The organism is Ruegeria sp. BG10, from assembly GCF_056538575.1.
On record NZ_JBQFTI010000007.1, the window covers coordinates 100090 to 118792 of the forward strand.

Sequence of the window (18703 nt, forward strand, 5' to 3'; positions counted from 1 at the left end):
GATATTTGAGGGAGAGACGGAAATGAGTGATTGGATCAAATGGTTCCTGCTGGGGTTGCTGTCCATCGTGTTCGGCATCTTTGTGCTGGGCGCGCCGGGGGTGGCATCCATAGCCGTGACAGTGGTGACCGGCGTGCTGCTGCTGATCTCGGGCGCATTGCAGGTAGTCGGCGGCTTTACGGTAGAAGGCACCGGTAACAAGGTCCTGTCGCTCGTCATGGGTGTCGTGATGCTGTTTCTCGGCTGGTCCTTTCTGGGCCATCCGCTGCAGGGAACGGTCACACTGGCGACGGTCTGCCTGATCCTGTTCATGGCCGGCGGCATCGCCCGGGTGATCCTGTCGATCCAGATGCGCGGCACGCAGTATTTCTGGGCCACGCTGATCTCGGGCATCATGTCGATCGTTCTGGCAATCATCATCTGGCGCTTTGCCGCGGCCGATCCTACCGTGCTGCTGCAATTGCTGGGGATCCTGCTGGGCATCGAGATGCTGTTCAACGGGCTCGGACTGGTCTTCATGGCGTTCTACGTCCGGGACGCACCCAAAACCGAAACGACACAAGCGAAAGAAGCTTAAACGCGGGGCACGGGCGCGGCCCTCTCCCGCAGGAGTGTAGACATGGAAAAGTTTGACAAAGTCCACGGGGTGGCCGCCCCGATGCCGCTGATCAATATCGACACCGATATGATCATCCCGAAAGTGCATCTGAAAACCATCAAGCGGTCCGGCCTTGGCGTCGTGCTGTTTGACGAGATGCGCTATCACGATGACGGCAGCGAAAACGACGATTTCGTTCTCAACAAGCCGGCCTATCGCGAGGCCGAGATTCTGGTCGCGGGCGACAATTTCGGCTGCGGCTCGTCTCGGGAACACGCGCCCTGGGCGATCAAAGATTTCGGCATCAAGGTTGTGATCTCGACCAGCTTTGCCGACATCTTCTTCAACAACTGCTTCAAGAACGGCATCCTGCCCATCGTGGTCGAGGAAGAGCATCACGCGATCCTGATGGAAGACGCGCATAAGGGTGAAAACGCCCGCATGACCGTGCATCTGGAAGATCAGCAGATCACCACATCGGATGGCGTCGTCATCGCGTTCGAGATCGACGCGCACCGCAAGCATTGCCTGCTGAACGGTCTGGACGATATCGGCCTGACGATGGAGAAAGACCACCATATCGACAAATTCGAGGACCACGCCAGCCAGGCCCGTCCCTGGGTGTGATTCTGGGGGCGAATCTGTGGACACTCAACTTAATGGGGTCGCCGCGGCGGCCCCATTCGCATTCTTGGGGTTGAAATTTTTTTAACCACAACATCTAGGTATCATTTCGATACACACGCCGGATTTGCGTCGAAATTGATGCAATCGCGCACCAGTTGCGCCATCATTTTGCCCAAAACTGCGTGTTAGCTGCGCCTTGGCTTGAGCGAAAAGCCGCTTATCGGCAATGTTGACGTGAACAGGCACCCGTCAACGAAAACGTCGGTGAGAAATGGCTTCTGTCGCAGTGAAATGCGATAGGCACAAGTTGGAACGAAGTCGGCGAAGAATCGACTAATCCAGTTTGAAAGGGTTCGGATAGTGATTGCGCGCACAACAGGGGCGGCAATTCGGGGAATATTGGTCGCACTAATGGTGCTGACGCCCGCATTGTATTTGCCCGTATCGTCAACGAATGGCACCGAGATTGTCGTCTTTCTCGCCATTCTCGCATTCTTTCTGACCTTTGCCGAATACAACTCGGCCTTTCCCAGCTTTATCGAATTCCGCGACGCGCCGCCGGTGAACCGCCTGCGCTTTGTCGGGCTGGTGACGATGGTCACTTTCCTGACGCTGATCTGCAAAAACGCCTATTCGCCCACCGATCTGACCGCCACCTTCTATGCGATCGGTCTGGGCGTCGCCAATGTGGTCGACTTCCCCTATTCGCCGGTGCGCCTGATCGTTCTGATGCTGCCCGCTGATGCCAGCCCGCCGCTGATCGAACTGGTCCGCATCTCTGCCAGCGTGGCTTATGTGGCGGCGCTGGTCACCATCGGCAGCTTTGCCTATGCCGTGAAAATGCGCGGCTGGCCGACGGGCAATGGCGCCTTCAACGTCTGGACCAACCTGCCGCTGTTCGACCCCACCAAGGGCGGCGATGTCGTCACGCGCCTGCAGCGCGACGGTCGGCTGAACATCTCGATCGGGGTGCTGCTGCCATTCCTGATCCCAGCGCTGATCAAAATGCTGACCGATTACGCCAACCCGATCTCGCTGAGCAATCCTCAGACCCTGATCTGGACGATGAGTGCCTGGGCCTTCCTGCCGGCCAGCATGATCATGCGCGGCATGGCCACCTTGCGCATCGCGAACCTGATCGTCGAAAAGCGCCGCGCCTATTCCACTGCCGAGTCCACGCAGGCTGCATGATCCGCATCCTGCTTCTGCTGCTGTTGCCGGTACTGGCGCAGGCAGAGACGGTGCGCGTTGCAACCTTCAACACCGAACTCAGCCGCGACGGGCCGGGCCTGCTGCTGCGCGATATCCGGCGCGGTGAGGCGCAGGTGCAGGCCGTGGTCGAGGTTCTGGCCGCGGTCCGGCCCGATATCGTTGCCCTGCAGGGGCTGGACTGGGATCTTGAAGACCAGGCAGTGACAGCGCTGATCGGGCGGTTGCGCGATGCCGGTCTGGATTACCCCCATTACTACGCGGCCCAACCGAATTCGGGGCTTGAGACGGCGCTGGATCTGAACGGCGACGGGCGCACGCAGGGTCCGGCGGATGCACAGGGCTGGGGCCGGTTCACCGGTCAGGGCGGGCTTGCCGTCTTGTCGCGCTATGCGATCCGGGGGGATGCCACACAGAACTTCTCGGACCTGTTGTGGCGGGACCTGCCGGGCGCAACGCTGCCGGTCACCGATCAGGGCCCGTTTCCGTCCGAGGATGCCCAGCGTGTGCAGCGGTTGTCATCCGTGGCGCATTGGGTCCTTCCGGTCGAAACCCCAATCGGGCCGCTGGACCTGATGACCTTTCACGCCGCCCCGCCCGTCTTTGACGGACCCGAGGACCGCAACGGGCTGCGCAACCGCGATGAAATCCGCCTCTGGTCCCTGTATCTGGACGGGCAGTTGGGGCAGGGACCAACAACCCCGTTTGTGATTGCAGGGGACGCCAATCTCGACCCCGCGCGCGGCGACGGGCGCAAACAGGCGATCCGGGATCTTTTAGCCGATCCGCGCATCCAGGACCCGCAGCCCGGCGATCTGTCGGGCGTGCCGACCACCGTGGTCTGGAAGGCCGTGGGTGAGATGCGGGTGGATTACGTGCTGCCTTCTACGGATTTGCAGGTCACGGATTCGGGCGTGTTCTGGCCCAAACCCGGCACACCGCTGCGCGGCGCGGCTGAACGCGCCAGCCGGCATCGCCTGATCTGGGTGGACCTGACGCTGCCCTAGCGGTCCTCAGACGCGCGCGGGAAGGACCGAAGGCTGGTGAACTCCCACCTGCGGGCGGATAGCGGTGGCCAGCGCATCCTGAATCTCGGTTTGCGGGAAATCGCCAACCAACTCGTTGAACAGGGTGCCGTCCAGGCGGTGCGGCAGGTCCCACAGATATCGCATTTCGATCAGATGCGGGGCCAGGCGCCAGAAAGGCCGGGCAAGGTGCAGAGGCCACCAGCGCATCTGCCTGAGCCGTAGCGCTCCCCCCGTCACCTGCGACAGGGTATGCGTCAGTTCCGCGCCTGTCAGCGTGTAACCCGCATAGGGCACCTGACAGAAACGGGGCAGACGGTCGCGCATTTCCGCCAGCGCAACCGCCGCGCGAGCCAGATCAGGCAGGTAAGCCCAGGCATGCGGCGCGTCCGGCCGCCCGGGATAGGTCACGTGCCCCTGTGCAAGCCGCTTGGTAATGATCTGATCGAACCAGTTGCCCGAGGCCCGGGTGTCGATGAAATCACCTGCCCGCAGGATGATCGTCCTGACTGGGGCATCGCGGTATGCCGCTTCCATCTCCACCCTGATCCGCCCCAACGGGTTTTGCGCCCTGTGTGGTGTCGAGGCTGACCACGAACCGGGCGTAACCGCCCCGTAGACATAAACGTTGCCCGGTATGATCACCGTCGCCCCGGTGTCCGACGCCGCCGCAATCACCTGTTGGTTCAGTTTCGGCACAAGACGCGCCCAGTCAGGATAAAGCGGGTTCCAGCCGTTCACGATCACATCGGCGCCCTGCGCAAATTCGATCAGATCCTGCGTTTTGCGATCGAAAGCCCGCACCGTCCACCCGGCGTTCCAAAACGCCATCGCTGCATTGCGGCCAAACCGGCCCGTTGCACCCAGTATGAGAACCGTTTGCGTCATCGCCACCTCCTGTTTCTGCAAGAATGAGCTATTCAGCGAAAACTTGGAATTGCCGGCAGGCGCAGAACGTGTATTCATTTTTGAATGGACAAATCACTCTCAAGTTCTGACTGGTCCCTGATCCAAAGCTTTCTGGCGGTGGCCGAAACCGGGTCGCTATCCGCGGCGGCACGCCGTCTGGATCGCAGCCAGCCGACTCTGGGCCGCCAGATTCACGCATTGGAAGATGAACTGGGCGTGTCCCTGTTCGACCGGCACGCGCGCGGACTCAGGCTCAGCGATGTGGGGGCGCAGTTGCTGCCGATGGCGCAGCAGATGCATTCGGCCATGAACACTTTCCGCCTGACGGCGGCGGGTCAGTCTCAGCAACTGGAGGGATCGGTGCGCATCACCGCGTCGGTCTTTGCCGCGCACCATTTGCTGCCGCCCATCCTGGCGCAGATCCGCGCGCACGAGCCGGCGATTCAGCTTGAACTTGTGGCGACGGACGCGACCGAAAACCTGCTCTACCGCGAGGCCGACATCGCCGTGCGCATGTACCGTCCGGAACAGATGGACATCATCTCGCGCTATCTGGGGGACGTGCCGCTGTGCTTTTGCGCCGCCACGTCTTACCTGAATCGCGCCGGGCGGCCGGTCAGGCCCGAGGATCTGTTTGATCACGACCTGGTCGGGTTTGACGCCAATGAACAGATCATCACCAAGATGCGGGAAAAGGGCTGGCCGGCCAGCAAGGACAGTTTTGCCACCCGCTGCGACCTGCAAAGCGCCTATTGGGAGCTGATCCGGGCCGGCTGTGGAATCGGGTTCAGTCAGGTGCAGGTGGCCGAGGCAGACCCGGATGTCGAAGTGCTACCGCTGGACGTGGACATTCCGGTCCTTCCGGTATGGCTGGCCGCGCCGCAGGCGATGCGCCAGACACCGCGAATCCGCCGTGTCTGGGACCTGCTGGCTGAGGGGCTGAAGACCCGCCTTTAGGCGATACCCGGGCCGCAGATGCCTGTTTCTGCGGGGAAACCGGAATTCACGCCATGAACCAGCGATTTGGGTGGTTCGTCTCATTGACCCGATGCGGTACAGGCGCTAGGGCCATTGCGACGAAACGCAAGGAGATCCTTCATGTCCAACCCCTCGCTCCTCATCCTGCCCGGAGACGGAATTGGCCCCGAAGTCATGGCCGAAGTGCGCCGCGTAATCGACTGGTTCGGCGCGAACCGCGGTCTGAAATTCGACGTGAGCGAGGATCTGGTGGGCGGTGCGGCCTATGACGCCCATGGCAAGCCTCTGTCGGACGAGACCATGGCCCGAGCGCAGGAGGTGGACGCGGTTCTGCTGGGTGCCGTGGGTGGCCCGAAATACGACGATCTGGATTTCAGCCTCAAGCCCGAGCGCGGCCTGCTGCGCCTGCGCAAGGAAATGGATCTCTATTCCAACCTGCGCCCGGCTCAGTGCTTTGATGCGCTGGCCGATTTCTCGTCGCTGAAGAAGGACATCGTGGCCGGTCTGGACATCATGATCGTGCGCGAGCTGACCTCGGGCGTCTATTTCGGCGAGCCGCGCGGCATTTTCGAAGAAGGCAACGAACGCGTCGGCGTCAACACCCAGCGCTATACCGAATCCGAAATTGAACGCGCCGCACGCTCGGCCTTTGAACTGGCAATGCGCCGGAACAAGAAGGTCTGTTCGATGGAAAAGGCCAACGTGATGGAATCGGGCATCCTGTGGCGCGAGGTCATGGACCGTGTGGCGCAGGATTATCCCGAGGTCGAGCTGATCCATATGTATGCCGACAACGGCGCGATGCAGCTGGTGCGCGCACCCAAACAGTTCGACGTGATCGTCACCGACAACCTGTTCGGCGATATCCTGTCCGATTGCGCCGCGATGCTGACCGGTTCGCTGGGCATGCTGCCGTCGGCCAGCCTGGGCGCGCCGATGGCCAATGGCCGCCCCAAGGCGATGTATGAACCGGTCCACGGCTCGGCACCCGACATCGCCGGTCAGGGCAAAGCCAACCCGATCGCCTGTATCCTCAGCTTTGCCATGGCGCTGCGCTACAGCTTCGATCAGGGGGCCGAGGCCGACCGCCTGGAGGCCGCCATTGAAAAGGTTCTGGCCGATGGCGTCCGTACCGGCGACCTGCTGGCAGATGAAGGGGTTCAGCCGGTTTCGACCACGGAAATGGGCGACGCCATTCTGGCGGCGCTGGACGAAAGCCTCTGATCAGGCGTCACGTCTGGTCAGGAAAGGCGGTGCCCGGTGCACCGCCTTTATCTTTGGCGCATCAGTTGCCGAAGATATTACTCAGCAGGTTGTTGATAGCCCTGTCCAGACCAGTCTGTTGTTTGCGGCGCTGTTGCCGGGGCTGCGCCGTCCGCACCGGTGGTTCCGGCGCGATCATCGGCAGTGGTGTCGGTGTCATCCCGTCGGTCACGCGCAGCATGGTTTCTTTCCAGATCTCTGCCGGCAGACCACCGCCGGTCACGCCGGACAGCGGTGTGTTGTCGTCATAGCCCATCCAGACACCGGCCACGTAATCCGCCGTAAAGCCGATGAACCACGCATCCCGTGCGGCCTGAGTCGTGCCGGTCTTGCCTGCCACCTGCCAGCCGGGTAGTTTGGCGCGCCCGCCTGTGCCTTCGGAGACCACGCGCTGCATCATCCAGGTGAGCTGCTTGGCGGCGGCATCGTTGATCACCCGCTCGCCAATGCCCGAGCTGGTCACCATCATTGGCGTGTCATCGCCCAGCAATTTCAGTTCAGACAGGCCATAAGGTTCCACGGATGATCCGCCGTTCAGGATACCGGCATAAGCCCCCGTCATCTCGATTAGCGTGCTTTCGGATGCGCCCAGCGCCAGCGCCGGCCCTTCGGCCAGATCGCTTTCGATACCGAATTCGCTGGCCACCGAGCGCACATTGTCCAGACCGGCCACCTCGGCCACTTTGACCGCGGGGATATTCAGCGAGTTCTTTAGCGCATCTGCCAGCGTCACCCGGCCATAGAACTTGTTGGTATAGTTCTTGGGGCACCACTGGCCCGATCCGGGGATGTTGACGCAATAGGGTTCATCGACAACGATATCCAGCGGGGAATAGCCCAGCTCCAGAGCGGTGGCATAGACGAAGGGCTTGAACGAGGACCCGGTCTGCCGCAACGCCTGCGTGGCGCGGTTGAACGCGCCCGACACCCGCGTCTTGCGCCCGCCGACCATCGCCCGCACCGCGCCGTCCGCTGACATCACCACAATCGCTGCCTGCGCTTTGGAGCCTTCGCGCACCTTTTCTTCAAAGATATACCGCAGCGCGTCTTCGGCGGATTTTTGGATGCGCTGATCCAGCGTCGTGCGGATCACCACGTCATCCGTGGTGTCCGTCCCAAAGAAACTGGGCAGTTCGGTGATGACCCAGTCGGCGAAATACCCCCCGGCCCGCGCCGCCGCCGCCTCGGACAGCTGCGCCGGGGTGCTGCGGGCGTTGCTGGCCTGCGAGGCGGTCAGGTAATCCTGCGCCTCCATCAAACCGATCACCAGCCGCGCGCGGTCCTGCGAGCGTTGCAGATTGTTCGTGGGCGCATACCGTGTGGGCGCCACCAGCAGACCGGCCAGCATCGCGGCCTGCGCCGGGTTCACCTCGGCGGCCGAAATTCCAAAGTAACGCTGGCTTGCGGCCTCGAACCCGCGCGCACCCGCGCCCAGGAAAGCGCGGTTCAGATAGATGGTCAGGATCTCGTCCTTGGAGTATTTGACCTCCATCGCCATCGCATAGACCGCCTCGCGGGCTTTGCGCCACAGCGACCCCTGCCGGCAATCAGCCTCATAGGCGGCCTCGGACTCCCACTCGCCGGGCACGTATGGCACGCCAAGACACAACAGCTTGGCTGTCTGCTGGGTAATGGTTGACCCGCCATGGCCTGACAGGGGGCCGCGCCCCTCGCTCAGGTTGATGCGCACGGCGCTGGCGACCCCCCGGGGACTGACGCCGAAATGGCGGTAGAACCGCTTGTCCTCGGTGGCGACCACGGCGTTTTTCAGATGCGGTGAGACGGTATCGGCGGTGATCACGCCGCCAAACTGATCGCCGCGCCAGGCAAAGACCTTGCCATCCCGGTCCAGCAACGTGACCGACCCGCGCGCCCGCCCGTCCAGCAGGGCATCGACATCGGGCAGCGTGGTATAGACAACCCCCACCGCCAGCGCGAGCAACATGGCAACCACAGCGCCCACGCGCCAGGTCACACCCCAGACCAATCGCCAGACCCAGCGGAACAGCCGACGGAAAAACCCGCCGCCACCGCCAGAGGATTTGCGCCGTGTCTTGCGTGTGGTTTTGCGCGTTGTCGTTTTGCGCACCGCGGCCTTTTTGCCGGCGGGTTTTGCCGAACGCTTGTTCGCCGTGGGTTTGCGCCCCTTCGACGGGTATCTTTTGTCCGCGACAAGCGGTGTCTTGCGGCGCCTGGACTCAGTCATGCTCAAACTCTGCCCGGTTGTCATTTTCAGGCACCATACCCTGCCACACCTGTGAAGTAGAGGTATGAAATTCCGGAAACCCACCTCTTCACATAGCCTAAAATTTAATCACCTACTGCAATCTGTGCAAAAATTGTGCACCCGAGCCCGGATTTCCCCAAAGTTTCCCTGCGACAGCCGTTCCTTACTGCGGTCAGGCGCGCTCTTTTTCTGCAAGTGCAAACAAGCCGGGCAGACCGGAGTAGCAGAGGGGACTAGCGTGAAACTGATCATTGCGACAATCAAGCCGTACAAGCTCGAGGAGGTGCGCCAGGCACTGACCGAAGCGGGCGTGCGCGGCATGATGGTGACCGAAATCAAGGGCTTCGGCTCGCAATCGGGTCACACGGAAATCTATCGCGGCGCCGAATATGCCGTGAATTTCGTGCCCAAGATCAAACTGGAAATCGTGGTGCCTGCCGCGATGGCCGATCAGATCGTCGAGACCATCACCAAAACCGCCAAAACCGGCAAGATCGGCGACGGCAAGATTTTCGTCCTCGATGTCGAGCAGGCCCTGCGCGTGCGGACCGGGGAAACGAACGAAGAGGCGCTGTAAGCGCCGTCACTCACAATCATTCGAGGAAGTCACATGAACCTGATGAAATCTCTCATCCCTGCCGCTGCGATCGTCGCGCTGCCGCAGATGGGCCTGGCGCAAGAGGCCGCTGCCGGCGAAACCGCGCAGCACACGCAATATATCCTGACCTCGCTGCTGTTTCTGGTCGGCGGGTTTCTGGTGTTCTGGATGGCCGCCGGCTTTGCCATGCTCGAAGCCGGGCTGGTGCGGTCGAAGAACGTGGCCATGCAGCTGATCAAGAATATGGGCCTGTTTTCCTTTGCCGCCATTATGTACTGGCTGGTCGGCTTTAACCTGATGTATCCCGGCGATGGCTGGACCATCACCGGCATCCTTGGCGCCTTCTCGCCCACGTCGCTGGAACCGGTCGGTCTGGACGGGGTCGAAACTGATCTGTCCTACGCCTCTGTCGGGTCGGACTTTTTCTTTCAGCTGATGTTCTGCGCCACCACTGCCTCGATCGTGTCGGGCACCGTGGCCGAGCGGATCAAACTGTGGCCCTTCTTCATCTTCGTGATCGTTCTGACCGGCGTCATCTATCCGATTGAAGCGTCCTGGCAGTGGGGCGGCGGCTGGCTGTCCGAGATGGGCTTCAGCGATTTCGCAGGCTCGACCCTGGTGCATGCCGCAGGCGGCTTCGCAGCACTGGCCGGCGCCATCGTGCTGGGTCCGCGGATCGGCAAGTACAACAAGGACGGCAAAGTTGTTCCGATCCCCGGTTCGAACCTGGCGCTGGCCACTCTGGGTACCTTCATCCTGTGGCTGGGCTGGTTCGGTTTCAACGGCGGCTCGCAGCTGGCTATGGGCACCATCGGCGATATGGCCGATATCAGCCGCATCTTCGCCAACACCAACATGGCCGCAGCTGCCGGTGCCGTCGCCGCCCTGATCTTGACGCAGGTGATGTTCGGCAAGGTCGACCTGACCATGGTTCTGAACGGCGCGCTGGCCGGTCTGGTGTCAATCACCGCAGAACCGCTGGCCCCGTCGCTGTTTCAGGCGCTGATCATCGGTGCCATCGGCGGCGTGATCGTGGTTCTGACCGTGCCGATGCTGGACCGGATGAAGATCGACGACGTGGTCGGCGCCATCCCGGTTCACCTGATCGCGGGGTTCTGGGGCACCTTCATCGTCGCCTGGACCAATGGCGATGCGTCCTTCGTGACCCAGATCATCGGCTTCGCCGCCATCGGTATCTTCGTCTTCGTGGTCAGCTTCATCCTCTTCTCGGTCCTCAAGGCCACCGTTGGCCTGCGGGTTGGCGAGGAGGAAGAGATCAACGGCCTGGATATGGGCGAGCTGGGTATGGAGGCTTACCCCGAGTTCTCGAAGGGCTGATTTGAAACCCTTGAAAATGAAAACCCGGGCAAAACTGCCCGGGTTTTTTTGTTGTCAAATGGATCACACGCCGACGTCGATTATCGCCTTCGCCAGAATCGGTACTGTGGCCGCATTCAAACCGGCGATGTTCAGGCGGCTGTCGCCGACCATGTAGATGCCGTGATCGGCGCGCAGCTTCTCGACCAGTTCCGGTGCCGCTCCCAGACGCGAGAACATGCCGCGGTGTTGCGCGATGAAACCAAATCGGTCAGACCCGCTCAGGCGCTGCAACTCGTCGGCCAGTTGCTGACGCAGACCCAGCATGGACAGGCGGACCTCTTCCAGTTCGGCGGCCCAGTCGGCGCGCAGCGCGTCGTCATTCAGGATCGTGGTCACAACACGCGCGCCGTGATCGGGCGGGAAGGAATAGTTCTGGCGGTTCAGGAAAGCCAGCGTCGCCTGATTCAGCGCCGTTTGCGCGGCGTCATCGCTGACCGCCATCAACAGGCCCGTGCGTTCGCGATACACCCCGAAATTCTTCGAACACGATGCCGCGATCAGGCAACGCTTGACGGACGAAGCGACCAGACGGACCGCCTGCGCATCTTCATCCAGACCGTCGCCAAAGCCCTGATAGGCGATGTCGATCATCGCCACGAGGCCACGGCTGTTGATCAGATTCACGACCTCCTGCCATTGCACCATGTTCAGGTTGGCGCCGGTTGGATTGTGACAGCAGCCATGCAGCAGAACCACGTCGCCCGCATTGGCGGTCTTGAGGTCCTCGACCATGCCGTCGAAATCGACGCCACGGGTTTCGCCGTCGAAATAACGATACTGGACCGTCTCCATCCCCAGATAGTTCAGGATCGACAGGTGGTTCGGCCAGGTCGGGTTCGATACGAAAACACGCGCCGAAGGGTTGGCCATGCGGATCATCTCAAACGCCTGACGGCAGGCACCGGTGCCGCCAGGGGTCGCCACGGCGGCGATGTTGCCGCGCGGCACAGCATTGCCAAGGATCAGCCCGATCATCGCGTCGGCATAGGCCGGATCACCGGCCAGGCCGGTATAAGCCTTGCTGTCCTGCTCTTCCCAGATACGCTGTTCGGCGGCCTTGACTGCGCGCATCACCGGGGTGATACCCTCGGCGTTCTTATAGACGCCCACGCCCAGATCGATCTTCTGATCGCGCGGGTCTTCGCGGTACATCTGCATCAGCGCCAGTATCTTGTCGGCGGGCTGCGGTTTGAGATTTTCGAACATCAGGTCTCTCCGGTTGCGACGGGCAGGGTCGGGAAGGCACCCCATTCGGCCCAGGAGCCGTCATAAAGCGAGTGGTCTTTCTTGCCCATGCGTTCAAGCGCAAGGCTGAGGATCGCGGCGGTCACGCCCGACCCGCAGGATGTGATGGCGGGTTTCGACAGGTCGACACCGGCAGCCTCAAACACGGCGCGGCATTCGTCGGGCGATTTCATCGTCCCGTTCTTGTTCAGCAGAGTCCCGAAGGGCACATTGCGCGAGCCCGGAATGCGGCCGGAACGCAACCCTGCGCGTGGTTCGGCCTCGGTTCCCGCGAACCGGGCGGCGGACCGCGCATCGATGATTTCGTGATCGGCCAGCTTGGCGGCGGCCGAGACCTGCGTGACATCGCGAACCAGATGGTTCTGGACCCGCACGGTCATGTGGCGATCGCGGATAACCGGGGGCAGATCCTCGGTCTCGCGCCCTTCGGCCTGCCATTTCGGCAAGCCACCATCCAGAACGGCGATGTTGTCCTGCCCCATTAGCCGGAACAGCCACCAGACACGCGCCGCCGACATCAGCCCGGCACCGTCATAGACCACCACCTGATGGCCGTCCCCCACGCCCATCGCCCGCAGCCGCGACATGAATTTCTCGACCGGGGGTGCCATGTGCGGCAGGTCCGAACGGTGATCCGAGATCTCGTCGATATCAAAGAACCGCGCGCCGGGGATATGGCCTGCGTCATACTCGGCCCTGGCATCGCGCCGCTGTTGCGGCAGGTACCAGGACCCGTCCAGTATCCGCAGGTCCGGGTCATTGAGATGGGCCGCAAGCCATTCGGTTGAAACGAGGGTTTTCGGATCGTCCTGCATCAAAGCCTCCCCAAAGCGAGCTTGGTTTGTCCCTATACGCGCGCGCATTGGGGTTCAAGGCTGGATGGGGCGTTGCCCGCCTAACGCGCGCGCCTGAGTCTGAAAAACTGAACAATCCCGATCACACTGATCAATATCCAGAAGGATTCGATTAGCATCGACGCCAGATTGAAGTTCTGAAGCAGCGAATAGACGATCAGCACCGACCCGGCCAGATTCAGCACCGGAAAGGCCAGATCCTCGGAATTCATCATCCGCATCTGCGTCGCGAAATAGGCGGCCACGACGACCATTGCTCCAAAAGACCCGATGCCATCCGCCAGAGTCAGGCTGTCCAGAAAAGCGGTCATGGCGTGTCCCTTTCGTGCAAATTCCGGCCTCAGCCAATCGCGGCCAGCGCATCAAGCTGTGCGTAATGATGCATGTTCAGGAAAGCCGCGCCCTGATCGCCTGCGCGGTAGCCATGCGGCAGGTCCGCCGCAAACCGCAGCCCCTGCCCGGCCTGCAACGGCACCCATTCGCCATCCCGCAAGATCTCAAGCGATCCGTGCAGGACAAAGACCTCTTCCGTCACGCCGGCGGCATGCGCGGCGGATTCGTGGCTCTGGTTCGGGGCGAGATCGACGTGAAAGGTTTCGGCCCGCAATGCCGGGTCGAAGGGAAAGACGATCTTGACCTCGATGCTACCGGGAAAGGTCACCGTTCGGAACACGTCGGGCGTGGTGGCGTCGCGCAGCGAGGCAGGCCCGATCAGCGCGCTCAGCGGCAGCTGGAATCCCTTGGCGATCTTCCACAGGGTCGCGATGGTCGGGCTGGATTCACCACGTTCGATCTGGCCCAGCATGGCTTTGCTGACGCCGGTCATTTCGGCCACTTTGGACAGGCTCAGCCCCGAGGCCGCCCGCACATCCCGTAGTTTCAGCGTTATTTCATCCGGTGCCATCGTATTGCCCTGCGAATCCCCTTGTGCGTTATAGCGCACATGTGATACGTGCGCTATAACGTACGCAACCCGCATATCGCAACCGCGGCAAAAGGGAAACAGCATCATGCCAATGTACCGATCCAGAACCTCCACCCATGGCCGCAACATGGCCGGTGCCCGCGGCCTGTGGCGCGCCACCGGCATGACCGAGAGCGATTTCGGCAAGCCGATCATCGCCATCGTCAACTCGTTCACCCAGTTCGTACCCGGTCACGTGCACCTGAAGGATCTGGGCCAGATGGTCGCGCGCGAGGTCGAGGCCGCGGGCGGCGTTGCGAAAGAGTTCAACACCATCGCGGTGGATGACGGCATCGCCATGGGGCATGACGGTATGCTGTATTCGCTGCCGTCGCGCGAAGTGATCGCGGATTCGGTGGAATACATGGTCAACGCCCATTGCGCCGATGCGATGGTCTGTATCTCGAACTGCGACAAGATCACCCCCGGGATGCTGATGGCCGCTATGCGCCTGAACATCCCGGCAATCTTTGTCTCGGGCGGCCCAATGGAAGCGGGCAAGATCGACATTGCCGATCTGGACGTCAAGAAAATCGATCTGGTCGATGCGATGGTCGCTGCCGCCGATGATCACTATACCGATGAGCAGGTGAAACATATCGAGGAAAACGCCTGTCCCACCTGCGGGTCGTGTTCGGGCATGTTCACCGCCAACTCGATGAACTGTCTGGCCGAGGCGCTGGGTCTGGCGCTGCCGGGCAATGGGTCTACGCTGGCAACACATGCGGACCGCAAAGAGCTGTTCCTTGAGGCCGGTCGTCGGATCGTCGAAATCACCAAACGCCATTACGATCTGAACGAAAAAGGCTTTCTGCCGCGCGAGATCGCGACGTTCGAAGCCTTTGAAAATGCCATGAGTCTGGATATCGCGATGGGCGGGTCGACCAATACGGTTCTGCACCTGCTGGCCATCGCGCATGAGGGCGAGGTGCATTTCACCATGACCGACATGGATCGCCTCAGCCGCAAGGTTCCGTGCCTGTGCAAAGTCGCGCCCAACACCGAAAACGTGCATATGGAGGACGTTCACCGCGCCGGAGGCATTTTCTCGATTCTGGGCGAACTCAGCCGCGCCGGGCTTCTGCACGATGATTGCAGCACCGTGCACTCGGCCACGATGGGCGAGGCGATCGCGAACTGGGACATCAAGGTGGCCAACAATCCCAAGGCGCAGGACCTCTTCAAGGCCGCCCCCGGCGGCGTGCGCACGACGCAGGCGTTCAGCCAGTCGAACCGGTACAAGGAACTGGATATCGACCGCGAAGGCGGCGTGATCCGCAGTAAGGACCATGCCTTCAGCCAGGATGGCGGTCTGGCGGTGCTGTTCGGCAATATCGCGCGCGACGGTTGCATCGTGAAAACGGCCGGTGTGGATGAGAACATACTGACATTCACCGGGACGGCCTATGTCTGCGAAAGCCAGGATCAGGCGGTCAACGACATCCTGACCGGCAAGGTTGCTGCGGGTGACGTGGTGGTGATCCGTTACGAAGGTCCGCGCGGCGGGCCGGGCATGCAGGAGATGCTGTATCCGACCTCGTATCTGAAATCGAAAGGTCTGGGCAAAGCCTGTGCGCTGCTGACCGATGGTCGTTTCTCGGGCGGCACCTCCGGCCTGTCGATCGGCCACGTATCGCCAGAGGCCGCCGAAGGCGGTGAGATTGGTCTGGTGCGGCAGGGCGACAGGATCGAGATCGATATTCCCAACCGCTCCATCCACCTGGCCGTCTCCGACGAGGAACTGGCGGCGCGGCGCGAGGAGCAGGACGAAAAGGGCTGGGAACCGGTCCTGCCGCGCAAGCGCAAAGTTTCCACCGCGCTCAGGGCCTATGCCAAGCTGACCACAAGCGCAGCGAAAGGGGCCGTGCGTCAGGTCTGAGCCGTCCCACCACTCTGTCACTCAAGACCGGCCGATCGGTTCTGGGTGATATTCAGAAAATTCAATCTCGCAAAGGTTGTCTCAAATTCTCAGATGCTTACATGATACCTACCCTCATTTTCGTGAGGTAGATTAACTGATTAGGAAGGAGAATTAGAATGGGTAGAGGTGCACCCCAAAACGATCCGAATGGCGGAGGATACCCATCGCAAACTGGTAATCCGTCCGGCGGCGGTCGCGGCAATGACAACCCCGGTGGTAAAAAGTAGACCGGTTTGCGCGTAAACCACATGTGTTTCCGCTGAGTTAAATCCAGAAGGTCTCATAAATATTGGCGCTGCGCGGCTTCAACGTTTGCGCAGCGTTGCATTGAAACAAGAACTGCCCAAGCCGCCCTTCGACCGATCAGTCGCCCAGTTTGGCGTGAACCTCGTCCAGATCAATCTCACCAACCGGCATCTTGTTGGCCGGGTTCTCGAAATCATATCTGAACAGTTCGAAATCCTGTTTGTAGATCTCGTAGATCAGGTGCATCGACAGGTCGTCGAAATAATCCTCGACCGGATGCGCACGTTTGGGGCCGTGACCCTCGGATTCGTTAAACCTGGGTATCCCGGTCAGGTCCACGGCATGCGGCGGGTTCAGATTGTCCAGAACGCCCTGCATCCCGTCATTGAACTTCTCTGTCCAGAAAATCCGGTCATAGCGACCGCCATTGACGATGAAAGTGGACACGTGCCCTGACATGGCCGACCAGTGAATATCGGGGTCCATCGGTCTGCGCCAGCGGATCGTGTCGCGCGCAAACAGCAGGAACCGGCGGAAGCTGGCGATCTGGTCGAACTCGCCCTTGCCGTCCTCGCCGCCCACTTCGATCCCGTAATTGTAAATCAGCGTTGGCACCAGATTGCCGCGATACCGTTTGCCGTTGCGCTGAATGCCGCAGATCTTGTCGAAGAACGAGCTGAGCACCCGGGTGTAGGGGTTGCGCACGCAGGTAAAGGAATAGGATGCGTGATTGCGCACATTGGCGGAAATCCGCGATTGGCTGGCGTCAAACGCCCATTTGTGCATCCCGTCCGTGGCGTCGTGAATGTCACCGTCAAAAAATCGGCCGTGATCCGAGAAATACATGATCTGACCGATGGTCGAGCAGGCGCATTTCGGCACGACACGGTAAACCATGCTTTCACTTTCGGTCATCCAAGTCCCTGGAAAACCCATCTGCTGTGCCTCCTCAACAGGTCAGAACCTGTCACGCTCGCCCGCTTTTGTTGCTAAAGAACCAAAAATATTCTGTTTATTCAATCGCTCATCCTCAGTATCACGGAAGGAAGCAGGCAGAAACGGGTATCATAACGACACTATGGCAAGGATTGCCTACATTCTTCTGTGCCATAAGGACCCTGACGCGATCATCGCGCAGGCCGAGCAGCTGACCGCCGCCGGGGACTGCATGGCCATCCATTTCGACGCACGTGCCAGCGCGGTGGCCTATGATCGAATCCGCTCCGCCCTGAAGGACAATCCGAACGTGACCTTTGCCGCGCGGCGCATCAAATGCGGCTGGGGCGAATGGTCACTGGTTCAGGCGACCCTCTATGCCCTGCAGGCGGCTGTCGACGCGTTTCCCCGCGCCACGCATTTCTACATGCTGTCGGGCGATTGCATGGCCATCAAAACCGCCGAATACGCCCATTGGTTTCTGGACGAGAACGACAAGGATTTTGTAGAAAGCCACGACTTTTTCGCCAGCAACTGGATCAAGACCGGCATGAAGGAAGACCGGCTGATCTATCGCCACTATTTCAACGAACGCACGCAGGGCAGGCTGTTCTATGCCTCCTATGAGATGCAGAAGCGCTTTGGCCTGAAACGCGACATCCCGGCCGATCTTCAGATCATGATCGGCAGCCAGTGGTGGTGTCTGCGCCGCCGCACGGTTGAGATGATCCTGGAGCTTTTGCAGAAACGCCCGGATGTGATCCGGTTCTTCTCGACCACCTGGATCCCGGATGAGACCTTCTTTCAGACGCTCGTGCGCCACCTGATCCCGAAACAAGAGATCGAAAACCGGACCCCCACATTCCTGATGTTCTCGGATTACGGAATGCCGGTGACGTTCTACAACGACCATTACGACATGCTGCTGGGTCAGGATTACCTGTTTGCCCGCAAGATCAGCCCCGAGGCGCATGAGCTGAAGGACCGGCTGGGCAGGCTTTACGCCAGCGAGGGGGTCGAGTTTCAGATCTCGGACGAAGGGCGGAACCTTTATAGTTTTCTGGCCGGGCGCGGGCGTGTCGGGCGCCGCTTCGGGCAAAGGTTTTGGGAGGCCGGCAACACCCTGGGCCCCGAGCGTGAGATTTTCCTGATCGCCTGCAAGAAATGGCACGTTGCTAAACGCCTGGTCGATCAGATCGTGTCCGAGACCGACATTCCCTGCGTCGAATACCTGTTCAACGAAGAGGAAACCGCCCTGCCCGATCTCGGCGGGATCGAGACGACGCTGATCAAACGCTCGCGTCACCGGCGCGCCGTGGTGCGCATGTTGTTCGACAGTTTCGAGACCGACCAGCTGGTGATCTGCGTCGACCCGGCCAATCTGGATATCATTCAGGATTTCTGCGCCGATCAGGCCAGGACCCATGTTCTGGAAATCGAATGCGAATATTCCGACGATTACCTGATCGGACACGCGCGCCGGGTCGGTCTGGCGGGTGAGCACAGCCCGACGGAAACCGTGGCACGTCTGGTGCCGGCGCTGCGCAATTCACTGGCGCATGAATCCGAGCTGATCCGGGGGGCCGGTTTTGACGGGTATCTGCGAATTCGGGAATCCAACCCGCGCGCGGAAAATGAGGCGGCGGTGGCCGCGTTTCTGGGCGTTTCGCAAGACAAGGCTCAGGCCGTCATGCGCCTGGACTACCTGTTCGCGGACTGACCC

The 18703-nt window shown here is 61.0% G+C and carries 17 protein-coding genes; 10 read left to right on the top strand and 7 right to left on the bottom strand.

Annotated elements, in window-relative coordinates; all coding sequences use genetic code 11:
* The first annotated feature begins 22 nt into the window (after nucleotides 1-22).
* The 4 genes from ACR0D8_RS20110 to ACR0D8_RS20125 all read left to right on the top strand — a co-directional run bounded on the left by ACR0D8_RS20110 (nucleotide 23) and on the right by ACR0D8_RS20125 (nucleotide 3441).
* Entirely contained in the window at nucleotides 23-577 is a 555-nt protein-coding gene (locus ACR0D8_RS20110; RefSeq protein WP_475155435.1) for an HdeD family acid-resistance protein, read from the top strand.
* A gap of 42 nt (nucleotides 578-619) precedes the next feature.
* The gene (leuD, locus tag ACR0D8_RS20115; protein WP_480649219.1) at nucleotides 620-1225 is read left to right on the top strand and encodes a 3-isopropylmalate dehydratase small subunit; all 606 of its coding nucleotides are present in this window, start codon (nucleotides 620-622) and stop codon (nucleotides 1223-1225) included.
* 360 nt (nucleotides 1226-1585) lie between these two features.
* Entirely contained in the window at nucleotides 1586-2416 is an 831-nt protein-coding gene (locus tag ACR0D8_RS20120) for a hypothetical protein (protein WP_475155443.1), read from the top strand.
* Nucleotides 2413-3441: an endonuclease/exonuclease/phosphatase family protein gene (locus ACR0D8_RS20125; RefSeq protein ID WP_480649221.1), complete on the top strand. Its 1029-nt coding sequence runs from the start codon at nucleotides 2413-2415 to the stop codon at nucleotides 3439-3441. The genes ACR0D8_RS20120 and ACR0D8_RS20125 overlap by 4 nt, the downstream gene beginning before the upstream one ends.
* A gap of 6 nt (nucleotides 3442-3447) precedes the next feature.
* Here the strand turns inward: ACR0D8_RS20125 and ACR0D8_RS20130 are convergent, their stop codons facing one another.
* Entirely contained in the window at nucleotides 3448-4347 is a 900-nt protein-coding gene (locus tag ACR0D8_RS20130; RefSeq protein ID WP_480649223.1) for a Rossmann-fold NAD(P)-binding domain-containing protein, read from the bottom strand.
* 84 nt (nucleotides 4348-4431) lie between these two features.
* On the opposite strand from ACR0D8_RS20130, the gene ACR0D8_RS20135 reads away from it, so the two are divergent.
* Together ACR0D8_RS20135 and leuB are read left to right on the top strand one after the other, a co-directional pair.
* Nucleotides 4432-5325, top strand: a complete 894-nt coding sequence (locus ACR0D8_RS20135) for a LysR family transcriptional regulator (RefSeq protein ID WP_480649224.1) — start codon at nucleotides 4432-4434, stop codon at nucleotides 5323-5325.
* Between the two features lie 141 nt (nucleotides 5326-5466).
* Nucleotides 5467-6570 (top strand): 3-isopropylmalate dehydrogenase, encoded by a 1104-nt coding sequence (leuB, locus tag ACR0D8_RS20140; protein WP_480649226.1) that lies wholly within the window; start codon nucleotides 5467-5469, stop codon nucleotides 6568-6570.
* A gap of 61 nt (nucleotides 6571-6631) precedes the next feature.
* Here leuB and ACR0D8_RS20145 read toward each other — a convergent pair whose 3' ends face one another.
* Nucleotides 6632-8815 (bottom strand): transglycosylase domain-containing protein, encoded by a 2184-nt coding sequence (locus ACR0D8_RS20145; protein WP_480649228.1) that lies wholly within the window; start codon nucleotides 8813-8815, stop codon nucleotides 6632-6634.
* Between the two features lie 259 nt (nucleotides 8816-9074).
* Here ACR0D8_RS20145 and ACR0D8_RS20150 point away from each other — a divergent pair, with 259 nt between their 5' ends.
* A complete protein-coding gene (locus ACR0D8_RS20150; RefSeq protein ID WP_475155480.1) occupies nucleotides 9075-9413 on the top strand; it encodes a P-II family nitrogen regulator in 339 nt (112 codons plus the stop codon).
* A 33-nt stretch (nucleotides 9414-9446) separates the two neighbouring features.
* A complete protein-coding gene (locus tag ACR0D8_RS20155; protein WP_480649231.1) occupies nucleotides 9447-10772 on the top strand; it encodes an ammonium transporter in 1326 nt (441 codons plus the stop codon).
* Between the two features lie 63 nt (nucleotides 10773-10835).
* Here ACR0D8_RS20155 and ACR0D8_RS20160 read toward each other — a convergent pair whose 3' ends face one another.
* From ACR0D8_RS20160 to ACR0D8_RS20175, 4 genes are all read right to left on the bottom strand, one after another.
* On the bottom strand, nucleotides 10836-12020 hold the full coding sequence (locus ACR0D8_RS20160) for an amino acid aminotransferase (RefSeq protein ID WP_480649233.1): 1185 nt from the start codon (nucleotides 12018-12020) through the stop codon (nucleotides 10836-10838).
* Nucleotides 12020-12874, bottom strand: coding sequence for a 3-mercaptopyruvate sulfurtransferase (gene sseA / locus ACR0D8_RS20165; RefSeq protein ID WP_480649235.1), 855 nt, complete (start codon nucleotides 12872-12874; stop codon nucleotides 12020-12022). The genes ACR0D8_RS20160 and sseA overlap by 1 nt, the downstream gene beginning before the upstream one ends.
* An 80-nt stretch (nucleotides 12875-12954) precedes the next feature.
* Nucleotides 12955-13224 (bottom strand): CBU_0592 family membrane protein, encoded by a 270-nt coding sequence (locus ACR0D8_RS20170; protein ID WP_480649237.1) that lies wholly within the window; start codon nucleotides 13222-13224, stop codon nucleotides 12955-12957.
* Between the two features lie 29 nt (nucleotides 13225-13253).
* Entirely contained in the window at nucleotides 13254-13817 is a 564-nt protein-coding gene (locus tag ACR0D8_RS20175; RefSeq protein WP_480649239.1) for a helix-turn-helix domain-containing protein, read from the bottom strand.
* Nucleotides 13818-13923: 106 nt separating this feature from the next.
* On the opposite strand from ACR0D8_RS20175, the gene ilvD reads away from it, so the two are divergent.
* On the top strand, nucleotides 13924-15756 hold the full coding sequence (gene ilvD, locus ACR0D8_RS20180; protein ID WP_480649241.1) for a dihydroxy-acid dehydratase: 1833 nt from the start codon (nucleotides 13924-13926) through the stop codon (nucleotides 15754-15756).
* Between the two features lie 405 nt (nucleotides 15757-16161).
* On the opposite strand, the gene ACR0D8_RS20185 is transcribed toward ilvD, so the two are convergent.
* A complete protein-coding gene (locus ACR0D8_RS20185; RefSeq protein ID WP_475155514.1) occupies nucleotides 16162-16980 on the bottom strand; it encodes a sulfotransferase family protein in 819 nt (272 codons plus the stop codon).
* A 142-nt stretch (nucleotides 16981-17122) separates the two neighbouring features.
* Between ACR0D8_RS20185 and ACR0D8_RS20190 the strand changes: the two genes are divergently transcribed.
* Nucleotides 17123-18700 carry a DUF5928 domain-containing protein gene (locus tag ACR0D8_RS20190; protein ID WP_480649243.1) on the top strand — a complete coding sequence of 526 codons (1578 nt, stop codon included), beginning with the start codon at nucleotides 17123-17125 and terminating at the stop codon, nucleotides 18698-18700.
* The last annotated feature ends 3 nt before the right edge of the window (nucleotides 18701-18703 follow it).